We start from the raw sequence: 12,422 nt of genomic DNA, 5'->3' as shown, positions 1-12,422 counted from the left end.
CCCAGCGAGAACGTAGTCAACACGATCTAGACGGAGCCCGTTATGGCTTTCAGTAGTGGTAACAGCGGCGGCCCCATGGCCGACATCAACGTTACGCCCCTCGTGGACGTGATGCTGGTGCTGCTGATCATCTTCATCATCACGGCGCCCCTGATGTCCCACAAGGTCAAGGTGGATCTGCCGGAGGCCAACCTGGTCCAGAAGCCGGACGACACCAACGACCGAAAGGGTCCCATCACCCTGGCAGTCAAGGAAGATGGCTCGATCTACTGGAACGACGAAGAAATCAACAAGCAGACTCTCGAGTCGCGCTTGGCGACCGCCGCCCAGCAGACCCCGCAGCCGCCGCTGAACCTGCGTGGTGACCGCACCACCAAGATGCGGGTCATCAACGAGATGACCAAGATCGCGCAGGAACAGGGCATGCTGGACGTGGGCTTCGTCGCGACCAAAGAGAAGGGGCAGTAAGCCATGGCATTCAGTAGTGGTGGTGGCAAGGGCCCCATGGCAGACATCAACGTCACGCCCCTCGTGGACGTGATGCTGGTTCTGCTGATCATCTTCATCGTGACCGCGCCGATCATGACGTACCCGATCGCCGTGGACCTGCCGCAGCGCGTGCTCAACCCACCGCCGCAGCTGGTCGAACCGCCGCCGCCGATCGAACTGAAGATCGACGCCAGCAACCAGGTCTCGTGGAACAACAGCCCGATCAATGCGAGCGAGCTGCAGCAGCGGATGGAGCAGGAGGTCCAGCGTGACCCGACCAACCAGCCGGAACTGCGCATCGACGCCAGCCCGGATTCCGAGTACGACGTGATGGCCAAGGTTCTGGCCGCCGCGAAGAATGCTCAGATGAAAAAGATCGGTTTTGTGCAGCAGTAATCGCTACACCGCAACACAACAGTCATGACGCGACTGCAGACGCCCCTGGAAACAGGGGCGTCTTTTTTGTGCCTGTGGTGCCTCGATGGGGTCAGATCCCTTTTCCGCAGGAAAGGGATCTGACCCCATCAAGTTGCGTGCGCCGCTATGATCGGTGGATGCTCGCCCTCTTCGACTCCCTGCGTCACTGGCTTGATGGCATCGCCCACCTCGGCACGATCCTGGCGGTGGCCTATCTGCTGTACCTGTTCGCGCTGGCGGGCTGGATCATGCTGCAGAAGCGCGAGCCGGTCGCCACGCTGAGCTGGATCCTGTCACTGGCGCTGCTGCCCTACCTGGGTCTCTTCATCTACTACCTGCTGGGCCCGCAGAAGGTGAAGCGGCAGCGCCTGCGTCGTGGCCGCGCGCGTTCGGGCATGGAGCATTACAGTGATGTCTGCCCACCGGATGCCGACTGCACCGAGCTGGCCAAGATCGCCCAGGCCACGACAGGACTGGCGCCGAGCAGCGCCACCGAAGTGACCTGGCTGGTGGACGGCGCCGCGACCTACGCGGCCTTGCTGGAAGCCGTCGCGCAGGCGCGCGACCACGTGCATCTGGAGTACTACATCTTCAATCCCGACCACGCCGGAACCGCTCTGCGCGACGCCCTGGTCGAGCGCGCGCGGGCCGGCGTGCAGGTGCGCCTGCTGCTCGATGCAGTGGGTTCTTCCGCTCTGCCCCGCCGCTTCCTGCAGCCTCTGGTCGATGCCGGCGGCGAGGCGGTCTGGTTCCATCCGCGGCAGCTGCTGAAGCCCTTCAAGCGCCCCTGGTTGAACCTGCGCACCCACCGCAAGCTGGTGATCGTCGATGGCCGCCTGGCGTTCACCGGTGGCATCAACATCACCGACGACGAAGACGAGAGCCGCAGGCCGGACGCCTACCGCGACCTGCACATGCGCATCCGCGGCCACGTGGTGCGCAGCCTGCAGCTGGTGTTCGCCGAGGACTGGCTCTATGCCAGCGGCCAGGATCATTCGCGCTTCGACATTGCCCGCCTCTGGCCGGCCGACATGCCACTGCGCGCGGATGGCCCGATCAACGCCCAGGTGCTGGTTTCCGGCCCGGACTCGGGCTGGGAAACCATCCACCGCCTGCACGTGGCGGCGATCCAGGAAGCACACGAGCGGGTGTGGCTGGTGACGCCCTACTTCGTGCCCGGCGAAGCGGCGCGGATGGCCCTGACTTCGGCCGCGCTGGGTGGGCTGGACGTCCGCCTGCTGGTGCCGAAGATGAGCGATTCCTGGTTCGTCACCCAGGCCGCCCGCTCCTACTTCGACGAGCTGCTGCATGCCGGGGTGAAGATCTACGAGTACGGCCCGCGCATGCTGCATACCAAGGCCTTCATCGCCGATGACGACGTCTGCATCGTTGGCAGTGCCAACTTCGACCACCGCAGCTTCCGGCTGAACTTCGAGCTGTCGATGATGATCAGCGACCGTGACCGGGTGTCTGCGCTGGCCGAACTGCTGCAGGGCGAATTCGACCGTTCCACGCGGGTGCACGACCAGGCCGGCCGCTCGCTGTGGCTGCACCGCCTGCCCGAGGCCTTCGCCCGGCTGGCCTCGCCGCTGCTCTGACGCAGCGCTACACTGCGGCGATCATCCGGGGAGCCCGACTATGTACTGGTTTTACCTGCTGCTGGCGCTGGGCTGCTTTGCCTTCGCCCTGAAGACGCCCAGCGCCGCATTGATGACCCTGTGCCTGCTGGCCGCCCTCGCCTTCCTGCTGGCCTGGGTGCGCGGCCGCTACGTCGCCCGCTTCGGCGACCTTCAGCGCGACCCCGCCACCCTGGTCGACGCCGAGGAACTGCGCCGCCTGCGCGAGCAGGCCCAGGCCCGGCGCAATGACGACCGCAACGACCACGATCCGTCCCCTCTTTCCAAGTAGTTCCGTTCCATGACCCAGCTCAGCGTCAACGTCAACAAGATCGCCGTCCTGCGCAATTCGCGCGGCGGTGCCGAACCGGACGTGGTGCGTGCCGCCCAGGCCTGCCTGGATGCCGGCGCACATGGCATCACCGTGCACCCGCGACCGGACCGCCGCCACATCACCGCCGAGGACGTGCTGGCCCTGTCCACGCTGACCCGTGCCCGTGGCGTGGAGTTCAACATCGAAGGCAACCCGTTCGCGCCGCCGCGCGAGGGTTACCCCGGCCTGTTGCCGCTGTGCGCGCAGACCCGCCCGGCGCAGGCCACCCTGGTGCCTGACAGCGACGGCCAGATCACCTCCGATCATGGTTTCGATTTCGAGCGGGATGCCGCGCGACTGCGCCCGCTGATTGCCGAACTGAAAGCGATGGGCTGCCGGGTCAGCCTGTTTGTCGACGCCGGCAACCCGCTGCTGGAGCAGGCGGCCGAAGTGGGTGCGGACCGCATCGAGCTGTATACCGGGCCCTATGCGGAGGCGCATGCGGCTGGTGATGCTGACGCGATGCTGGCGCTGTTCGCCACTGCCGCACGCCGTGCACAGGCCGTTGGCCTGGGCGTGAACGCCGGCCACGATCTGTCGCAGGACAACCTGCGCGATTTTCTGGCCAACGTGCCGGACGTGCTGGAGGTGTCGATCGGCCACGCGCTGATCGGTGAGGCGCTGTACGAGGGGCTGGACGCCACGGTGCGGGGCTACCTGGCGCTACCGGAACAGTTGTCGCAGCCATTGAGACGGCTGCGGCGTAACCTGCCGCAATGGGTATTGCGATCAAGGGCCGAGGTTCCACGTCCCACCTTGCCGGGCGCTTTGAAAGCACCGTCAGCGAGGCGGTGGACGATGGCTGGGCGGTCGACGAGAGCGAGGAGTTCCTCGCCCCGCGCCTGCGTACCGAAGTACGCGCCGAGACCGCGCGCAGCATCATCACCCGCAACACTTCGCCGGACGTCGGCTTCAGCCAGTCGGTGAATCCGTACCGCGGTTGTGAGCATGGCTGCTCCTACTGCTTCGCACGCCCCTCGCACGCCTATCTGAACCTGTCGCCGGGCCTGGATTTCGAGACCAAGCTGTTCGCCAAGACCAATGCGCCGCAGCTGCTGCGCAAGGAGCTGTCGAAGCCGGGTTACGTGCCGCAGCCGATCGCGCTGGGCATCAACACCGACGCGTACCAGCCGATCGAGCGCAAGTTCAAACTCACCCGCCAGCTGATCGAAGTGATGCTGGAAACCAAGCATCCGTTTTCGTTGATCACCAAGAACGCGCTGGTCGAGCGCGATATCGATCTGCTTGCACCGTTGGCGGCGGAAAATCTGGTCAGCGTGCATTTCTCGGTGACCTCGCTGGACCCGCACCTCTCCGCGAAGCTGGAACCGCGCGCGTCGGCACCGCATGCACGGCTGCGCGCGATGAAGCGCCTGCATGACGCCGGCATTCCGGTGGGTGTGATGGTGGCACCGGTGATCCCGTGGATCAACGACAGCGAACTGGAAGCCGTGCTGGAGGCCGCACACGACGCAGGTGCGAGCACCGCCGGTTATGTGCTGCTGCGCCTGCCGCTGGAAGTGGCACCGCTGTTCCGCGATTGGCTGGATACCCATCATCCCGATCGCGCTGCACACGTGATGAGCACCATCCAGCAGCTGCGCGGCGGCAAGGACTACGACAGCCAGTTCGGCACGCGCATGCGTGGCCAGGGCGTGTATGCGGAGCTGTTGAACAACCGCTTCAAGCTGGCGCGAAAGCGTCTCGGGTTCAATGCACAGAACAGCCATTGGCCGAAGCTGGATTGCAGCCGGTTCCTGAAGCCGTTGCCGCCGAAGAAGGATTCGCCGCAGGGAAGCCTGTTCTGAGTCGACCAGTCGAGCATGGCTCGACGCTGCATCCGAGGCTGTCGAGCAGGCTCGGGGTCACCCCCCGAACAACTTCTGCGCACTCTGGAACAAGATCCAGCTGGTCGCGATGAACTTGTCGCCGCCCTGCGGCCGGTTGCCACGATGGGTGTGGGTAAACGCCGTCGGCGCAATCAGCAGACTGCCGGTGCGTGGTGCGATCTTCCGCCCCTGGAACAGGAACTCGGTTTCCCCCTCTTCGAACTCGTCGTTGAGGTACAGCGTCCACAGCACGTGCCGATGCAGGGTCTCGGCCTGCGCATCCTTGGGGTACAGCTCACAGTGCCAGTACGGATAGCCGCCCTCGCCTGCCGCATACCACTGCAGGTTGATGGCGCCGGGACGCAGGCAGGTCCGCGCAAGATCCGCCAGTTGTTGTGGCGGCATGTCGGGGAAGTCCTCGGCAGACAGGCGTCGCGGTTGGCCGTTGCTGTCCTGGATCTGCAACATCAGTGGTGCAATCAACGCCTGTGGATAACGGCGTAGATAAGTCAGCAGGCCATTGAACACCGCATGCTGCAGCTGATGGTCCACATCCTGCCAGCCGTCCAGGCCGCTGATGCGCAGATCCTTGCTGTGCTTGAGTTCCGGGAACACGCCACTGCCTACCGCGCCTGGCCGCAGGCCCTGTGCAGCGCGCATGCGCTCGACGATCGCCGTGCAGACCTCGCTGGGGACCGCGTTGTGGATGACTTCGATGAAATCGACCGGGCCCTGCTCGTGCATGCGTGCATTCCTTAGGCGGCAACAGCTTGATGGTGCCGTTTGCCGCCCTCGGTGTCACCCCACGGTCATGTCATCGATCTGCCATGGCCGTTGTCGGAGGACCGGCCGTCAGCCCTGTGCGTCGTCGTGCGCGTGGTGGTAGCGCACGGCCTCAGCCACTTCCTCGCGCGAGCCGAGGAACACCGGCACGCGCTGGTGCAGCTGGTCGGGCTGGATGTCGAGGATGCGCTCGCGGCCGGTCCAGGCGGCGCCGCCGGCCTGTTCCACCAGCAGGCCCATCGGGTTGGCTTCGTACATCAGGCGCAGCTTGCCGGCCTTGGACGGGTCCTTCTTGTCCCACGGGTAGATGAAGATGCCGCCGCGGGTCAGGATGCGATGCACGTCGGCGACCATGCTGGCGATCCAGCGCATGTTGAAGTTCTTCCCGCGCGCGCCTTCCTTGCCGGCCAGCAGATCGCCCACGTAGGCCTGCATCGGGGCTTCCCAGTGGCGCTGGTTGGACATGTTGATGGCGAACTCCTGGGTGGCCGCCGGAATCTGCATGTTCTCGGTGGTCAGCACGAACTCGCCCTTCTCGCGGTCCAGGGTGAAAGCGTGGGTACCGTGGCCGACGGTCAGCACCAGCTGGGTGCTGGGCCCGTAGATGCAGTAACCGGCGGCAATCTGCTTGCTGCCCGGCTGCAGGAACGCGTCATCGCCCGGCAGTTCCACGTTGGTCGGGCAGCGCAGCACCGAGAAGATGGTGCCGACGGAGACGTTGACGTCGATGTTGGAGCTGCCATCGAGGGGATCGAACAGCAGCAGGAAATCACCGCGCGGGTAGATGTCCGGCACCGGCTGGCTGTGGTCCATTTCCTCCGAGGCGCAGGCGGCGAGGTGGCCGCCCCAGGCATTGGCTTCAAGCAGGATCTCGTTGCTGATCACGTCCAGCTTTTTCTGCGCTTCGCCCTGCACGTTGCCGGTACCGGCATCGCCCAGCACGCCACCGAGGGCGCCCTTGCTGACGGCGATGGAGATGCTGGTGCAGGCGCGGGCGACGACCGCGATCAGCTGGCGCAGGTCGGCATTGATGCGGCCGGCGTGCTGTTCCTGGATCAGGAAGCGGGTCAACGAAGTACGGGACATGAGCGGGCAGGTCTCGGCAGCGGGAAAACGCCTATTGTCGCCGGTCCGGCCAGCGCGTGCGTGAGCGCGGGGAGGCGTAATCGTTTCCAGATGCGTTGCGCTCGTGGCGCCTACCTTCATGGAGGCACAGGGCGAGGTACACCGTGGCCAGGACAGTAAGGCGCATGGATGCGCCGACCGAGCCCCCATGGATGGGTTTACGGCGTGTCCTGGCCACGGTGTACCTCGCCCTGCGCTTCAGGGTTCGCCGCGAGCGCGGAGGGTGTGGCAAAGGCACAGGCAAAGCAGAAGCAAAAACAAAGGCGCCTTTCGGCGCCTTTGTCTTCAAACCAGTGCAGTGTTGCTTCAGCCCTTGGCGACGGTGGCCACGGCCTTGGCGACGTATTCCAGGTTGTTCTGGTTCAGCGCGGCCACGCAGATGCGGCCGGTGCCGACGGCGTAGATGCCGAACTCGTCGCGCAGGCGTTCGACCTGCTCACGGCTCAGGCCGGAGTAGGAGAACATGCCGGCCTGTTCATTGATGAAGCCGAACTGCGGTGCACCTGCAGCGGCCAGCTTCTCGACCAGGCCCTGGCGCAGTGCGTGGATGCGCTCGCGCATCTCGGTCAGCTCCTGCTCCCACATCGCGCGCAGTTCCGGGTTGGTCAGCACGCCGGCAACCAGCGCAGCACCGTGGGTGGACGGGCTGGAGTAGATGGTGCGGATCACACGCTTGACCTGCGACTGCACGGCCTTGGCGTCAGCGGCGGTCGGCGCCACCATCGACAGCGCACCCACGCGCTCGCCATACAGCGAGAACGACTTGGAGTAAGAGTTGGCCACGATGAAGCTGTCAATGCCGGCTTCGGCGATGATGCGCACCGCTGCGCCGTCCTGCTCGATGCCCTTGTCGAAGCCCTGGTAGGCCATGTCGATGAAGGGGAACAGCTGCTTGTCCTTCAGCAGCTGGGCGACCTGCTTCCACTGGGTGACGGTAAGGTCGGCACCGGTGGGGTTGTGACAGCAGGCATGCAGCAGCACCACGGTGCCGGCTTCCAGCTTGCCCAGGTCGGCCAGCAGGCCGTCGAAGTTGACACCGTGGGTGGTCGGGTCGAAGTAGGTGTACTCCACCACCTCGAAGCCGGCCGCGCTGAACACGGCGCGGTGGTTTTCCCAGCTCGGATTGCTCAGCGCAACGGTGGCGTGCGGCAGCAGCTTCTTCAGCACGTCGGCGCCGACGCGCAGCGCACCGCTGCCACCGACGGTCTGTGCGGTGGTGACGCGGCCGGCGGCCAGCAGCGGCGAATCCTTGCCGAACACCAGCTCACGCGTGGCCTGCGTGTACGCCGGCAGGCCATCGATCGGCAGGTAGCCGCGCGGTTTGGCTTCAGCGGCGAGCTGCTGCTCGATCTGCTTGACGGCGCGCAGCAGCGGAATGCGGCCGCTCTCGTCGTAGTAGATGCCCACACCCAGGTTGACCTTGGTCGGGCGGCTGTCGGCGTTGTACGCCTCGGTCAGGCCCAGGATCGGGTCGCCTGGGACCAGTTCCACGTTTGCAAAGAAGGACACGGCGGTACTCGTTCGGTAGACGGAAAGGGGGAGGAATTGCGCCACGCGGTCTGCGGCTTTTCAGCCGGAAACAGCCCATCGTAACAAAGCCTGCCGGGGCTGGCCGCCGCCATCGTCATCCGCGGCCCCGTACCATGGCGTGCGTTGCCGCCCGATCCATCAACCTGAATCATGAATCCCGCCGCACGACGCCGTTGCCTGCCGCTGTCCGCCCTGCTGCTGTCGCCCTGGGCGGCGGTGGCCGAGCCTGCGCCCACCGCCCTGCCTGCGGTGCAGGTACAGGCCGCACGGGTGCCGGGTATCGACCCGTTCGCGCTGCCGGCCAGCCAGGATACGGTCTGGATCGATGCCAGCCGCGCTGGCACCGGCGCGCAGCTGTCCGAGGCGCTGGCCGGGGTACCAGGGCTGCTGGCGCGCGACCGGCAGAACTTCGCCCAGGACACGCAGCTGTCGATCCGTGGCTTCGGCGCGCGCTCGACCTTCGGGGTGCGCGGGGTGCGGGTGTTGATCGATGGGGTGCCCGCGACCATGCCCGATGGCCAGGGCCAGCTGTCGCATGCCAGCCTGTTGGGCGCCGAACGCATCGAGGTGCTGCGCGGGCCGTTCTCGGCGCTGTACGGCAATTCCTCCGGCGGCGTGCTGCAGGTCTGGAGCGCGCAGGGCCAGGCCGGCGACCCGTGGCGGTTGCGCGTGAATGCCGGCGCCGACAGCACACTCAGTGTCGGTGCGCAGCTGAAGGGTGCCGGCCAAGTGCTGGACTACAACATCGCCGCCAATCACTTCCGCACCGATGGCTGGCGGGACCACAGCCGCGCGCGCCGTGAATCGCTCAACGCACGCATCGGTGGAGAGCTGGGCGGTGGGCGGCTGGAGCTGCTGCTCAACGCACTGGAAGCACCAGATGCGCAGGATCCGCTGGGCCTGACCCGTGCCCAGGTGGCGGCTGATCCGCGCCAGGCCACGGCGGTGGCGCACCAGTACAACACCCGCAAATCGGTGCGCCAGCAGCAGGCCGGCCTGCGCTGGACCCGTGAAACGGGAGCGCAGCGCTGGCAGTTGATGGGCTATGCCGGACAGCGCGCGGTGCGCCAGTACCTGCCGATTCCGCCGACTGCGCAGGCCAATCCGCTGCATGCCGGCGGGGTGATCGATCTGGAGGGCGGCTACGGCGGACTGGACGCGCGCTGGGGGTGGCATGGTGACCTTGCTGGCCGCCCCCTGGATCTGGTGGCCGGGCTCAGCGCCGATCGCCAGCGCCAGCATCGCACCGGCTACGAGAACTTCATCGGCACCGCCCTGGGCGTGCGTGGGCGGCTGCGTCGTGACCAGATCGACGTCGTGCAGAACGTGGACCAGTTCGCCCAGGCCTGGTGGCAATGGAGCCCGCGCTGGTCGCTGCTGGCCGGCCTGCGCCACAGCACCGTGCGCTTCGACTCGGACGACCGCTACATCACCGGGCGCAACCCGGATGACAGCGGCCGCCGGCGCTACCAGGCCACCACGCCGGCGGCCGGGATCAGCTTCGAGGCCAGCCCGCAGTGGCGGCTGCACGCGGCGGTGGGACGTGGTTTCGAGACCCCCACCTTCAACGAACTGGGCTATCGCGCCGACGGTCAGGCGGGATTGGCGCTGGATCTGGCGGCGGCGCACAGCCGCAGCCTGGAAGTGGGCAGCAAATGGCACGCACAGGATGGAACCCAGCTCGATATCAGCCTGTTCCGCGCAGATACTGACGATGAGCTGGCAGTTGCCAGCAACATCGGTGGGCGCAGCACCTATCGCAACATTGGCCGCACCCGCCGCCAGGGCGTGGAACTGCAGTACCGACAACCGCTGGCCGAACAGCTGGAACTGCAGCTGGCGTGGACCTGGCTGCAGGCGCAGGTGCGCTCGCCGTACCTGACCTCGAACAACGTGGTCGCGGCGGGCAGCCGCCTGCCCGGTGTGCCACGCCAGCAGGCCTTCGCCCGCCTGCAATGGACACCGGCTGACTGGCAATGGGCACTGGAGGCCACGGCCAGCAGCGATACCGTGGTCAATGACGTGGCTACGGCGCGCGCACCCGGGTTCGCCCTGCTGCATCTGGAAGGCGGGCGCCGCTGGACCTTGCCGGGTGGCGAGCTGCACGCCTTCGCGCGGCTGGAGAACGTGTTGGACCAGGCCTACATCGGCTCGGTGATCGTCAACGATGGCAATGGCCGCTTCTACGAGCCCGGGCCGGGGCGGCGGGCCAGCGTGGGTGTGCAGTGGTCGTGGCGTTAGCGCGGGACCGCTGCGCTCGCCGGGCATGGCCCGGCGCTACCGTCAATCGGGGGCCTTGGCCGGCACGAACGGCGAGGTCGGGTCGCTGGCCGGGAAGGTTTCCTCCAGTGCCTCGTCCTGGTTGTCGCTGGCGCGCTGCTTGCGTTCGCGGCGCTTGAGCGGGCTTTCCTGACCGCCGCGATGGCGGTCGCCACCGTCCTTGCGATCCTGGGCCGCCTGTTCAGCCTCGTGCTTCACCGGCAGATGCTCTCCGGCGTGCTCGGCATCGAAGAACGGCGCACCGGTACCGCGGTAGTCGGCGTTGTCGGCATCGCGCTTGCCGCGTTGCTCACCGGGAATGGGCGGGTGGTTTTCCCGCAAGGGGTCTCGGGAGGTCTCTCGGCTCATGGTCTGGCTACCTCGGCTGGGGCGTCCACTACACCCCCACGCAGGTAAAGCCGCTGCGAACCTGGCGTCATGAACATCTCGCTCACCCCCCGGTAACGGCACCGCGCGTATTCCTGCCCACCCGCCCCCGCTGCAGGAGCCGGCCATGCCCCGTCTTGAACGACCCGCACCGTCCGTGTTCAACGCCCTGCTCGATCCGCTCGGCCAGCGCACCGCGCAGCGCCGTACGCGTCGCCACGAAGACCCCCAGGCGGTGGCGCAGGACTACCTGCAGTACATGCTCAGCGACTACGAGGAACGCCGCGGGCAGAGCCATCGCAACTGGCGTGACCTTTGCCCGGTGTATGCCTTCGCGTTGACCACCCATGCTGCCGATTGGCCACGCGGTGATGCCGCCGATACCTGCGAGGAACTGGCGGAGCATTGGGAACAGATGCGCGGCCACTCTCGACTGAGCTGGTCGCAGGCGCGGCCGGTGGTGGAAGACGCCTGGCGCGCGCTGGACCATATTCCGGCGGCAGCGGTGAGGCCGTTGCTGCAGTAGTGCCGGCCGCTGGCCGGCAACCCCAGGAAACTTCAGGCCGCGAGCCTCAGCCGGCCAGCGGTCGGCACTGCCGTTTTCCGTAGAACCCACGTGCACGGCACGCACACGGATGGTTTACGCGCTTCGGCCCACGCTGGGCACCCTGCCCCATCAAAGGTGTGCTCATGGCCCGCCCGATCTGGACTGGCACGCTGTCGTTCGGACTGCTCAATGTGCCGGTGTCGCTGATGTCCGGCGAGCGCAAAGTCGATCTCCAGTTCCGCATGCTCGACTCCCGCGATCGCAAACCGATCCGCTTCGAGCGGGTCAATGCCGATACCGGCGAGGAAGTGCCCTGGAAGGACATCGTCAAAGCCTACGAGTATGACAAGGGCAGCTATGTCGTGCTGGAGGAAGGTGATATCCGGTCTGCGGCACCGGAAAGCCACGAAGCGGTGGAAGTGGAATCGTTCGTGGATGCGTCGCAGATCGACCCGCGCTATTACGAGAAACCGTATCTGCTGGTGCCCGGCAAGAAGGCTGAAAAGGGCTATGTACTGCTCCGCGAGACGTTGCGCAGCACCGGTAAGGTGGGCATTGCGAGGGTAGTAGTGCGCACGCGCGAGTATCTATGCGCGGTGATGCCGCAGCAGGATGCGCTGGTGCTGATCATCCTGCGCTATCCGCAGGAACTGGTGGATCCCGAGGACTACAAGCTGCCCGCCGGCAAGTTGAGCGACTACCGTATCACCGGCAAGGAAACGGCGATGGCCGAGCAGTTGATCGAGTCAATGTCCGGTGAGTGGGATCCGTCGCACTATCACGATGAATTCCGCGAGCGCCTGCAGCACGTGCTGAACAAGCGCATCAAGTCCAAGGGCGGTACCACGCGGGTGGAAGATGAGCCTTCACCGCGTGAGGATGCCAGTACCAATGTGGTTGATTTCATGGCGCTGCTGCAGAAGAGCCTGGATGCGAACAAGCGCACGCCGGCGAAGAAGGCCACGGCGCGCAAAGCAGCCGCCAAGTCGCCAGTGAAGAAGGCCGTAAAGAAGACAACAAAGAAGGCTGCAAAGAAGACCGCACAGCGACGCAAGGCAGGTTGAACC

The 12,422-nt window shown here is 66.1% G+C and carries 12 protein-coding genes and 1 pseudogene; 9 read left to right on the top strand and 4 right to left on the bottom strand.

Annotated elements, in window-relative coordinates; genetic code table 11:
• Positions 1–42: 42 nt before the first annotated feature.
• The 6 genes and pseudogenes from AC5P57_RS19210 (at position 43) to AC5P57_RS19185 (ending at position 4,703) form a co-directional block, all read left to right on the top strand.
• Positions 43–468: an ExbD/TolR family protein gene (locus AC5P57_RS19210; protein ID WP_012509603.1), complete on the top strand. Its 426-nt coding sequence runs from the start codon at positions 43–45 to the stop codon at positions 466–468.
• Positions 469–471: 3 nt separating this feature from the next.
• Positions 472–885 (top strand): ExbD/TolR family protein, encoded by a 414-nt coding sequence (locus AC5P57_RS19205; RefSeq protein WP_004132666.1) that lies wholly within the window; start codon positions 472–474, stop codon positions 883–885.
• 158 nt (positions 886–1,043) lie between these two features.
• Complete coding sequence (cls, locus tag AC5P57_RS19200; RefSeq protein WP_099554202.1) at positions 1,044–2,504, top strand: cardiolipin synthase; 1,461 nt, start codon at positions 1,044–1,046, stop codon at positions 2,502–2,504.
• Between the two features lie 40 nt (positions 2,505–2,544).
• Complete coding sequence (locus tag AC5P57_RS19195; protein ID WP_099554138.1) at positions 2,545–2,814, top strand: hypothetical protein; 270 nt, start codon at positions 2,545–2,547, stop codon at positions 2,812–2,814.
• 9 nt (positions 2,815–2,823) lie between these two features.
• Positions 2,824–3,561: pseudogene (locus AC5P57_RS19190) on the top strand (pyridoxine 5'-phosphate synthase); the annotation flags it as partial.
• Between the two features lie 50 nt (positions 3,562–3,611).
• Entirely contained in the window at positions 3,612–4,703 is a 1,092-nt protein-coding gene (locus tag AC5P57_RS19185) for a PA0069 family radical SAM protein (protein ID WP_099603970.1), read from the top strand.
• A 57-nt stretch (positions 4,704–4,760) separates the two neighbouring features.
• Here the strand turns inward: AC5P57_RS19185 and AC5P57_RS19180 are convergent, their stop codons facing one another.
• From AC5P57_RS19180 to AC5P57_RS19170, 3 genes are all read right to left on the bottom strand, one after another.
• Positions 4,761–5,468, bottom strand: coding sequence for a 2OG-Fe(II) oxygenase (locus AC5P57_RS19180; protein ID WP_099554132.1), 708 nt, complete (start codon positions 5,466–5,468; stop codon positions 4,761–4,763).
• A gap of 108 nt (positions 5,469–5,576) precedes the next feature.
• The gene (locus tag AC5P57_RS19175) at positions 5,577–6,593 is read right to left on the bottom strand and encodes a class 1 fructose-bisphosphatase (RefSeq protein WP_014035428.1); all 1,017 of its coding nucleotides are present in this window, start codon (positions 6,591–6,593) and stop codon (positions 5,577–5,579) included.
• Positions 6,594–6,938: 345 nt separating this feature from the next.
• On the bottom strand, positions 6,939–8,141 hold the full coding sequence (locus AC5P57_RS19170) for an amino acid aminotransferase (protein WP_099554130.1): 1,203 nt from the start codon (positions 8,139–8,141) through the stop codon (positions 6,939–6,941).
• Between the two features lie 171 nt (positions 8,142–8,312).
• Here AC5P57_RS19170 and AC5P57_RS19165 point away from each other — a divergent pair, with 171 nt between their 5' ends.
• Positions 8,313–10,403, top strand: a complete 2,091-nt coding sequence (locus AC5P57_RS19165) for a TonB-dependent receptor family protein (protein ID WP_099554128.1) — start codon at positions 8,313–8,315, stop codon at positions 10,401–10,403.
• Between the two features lie 42 nt (positions 10,404–10,445).
• Here AC5P57_RS19165 and AC5P57_RS19160 read toward each other — a convergent pair whose 3' ends face one another.
• Positions 10,446–10,790: a hypothetical protein gene (locus tag AC5P57_RS19160; RefSeq protein WP_099554126.1), complete on the bottom strand. Its 345-nt coding sequence runs from the start codon at positions 10,788–10,790 to the stop codon at positions 10,446–10,448.
• Between the two features lie 145 nt (positions 10,791–10,935).
• On the opposite strand from AC5P57_RS19160, the gene AC5P57_RS19155 reads away from it, so the two are divergent.
• Both AC5P57_RS19155 and ku read left to right on the top strand, forming a co-directional pair.
• Positions 10,936–11,334, top strand: coding sequence for a hypothetical protein (locus AC5P57_RS19155; RefSeq protein WP_004132921.1), 399 nt, complete (start codon positions 10,936–10,938; stop codon positions 11,332–11,334).
• Between the two features lie 164 nt (positions 11,335–11,498).
• Entirely contained in the window at positions 11,499–12,419 is a 921-nt protein-coding gene (gene ku / locus AC5P57_RS19150; RefSeq protein ID WP_262235915.1) for a non-homologous end joining protein Ku, read from the top strand.
• Positions 12,420–12,422: the final 3 nt, after the last annotated feature.

Source organism: Stenotrophomonas sp. YJH_SMC_79 (assembly GCF_059367995.1).
The sequence above is the reverse complement of the archived record's forward strand: the minus strand, read 5'-3'. Positions and strand labels throughout refer to the sequence as shown.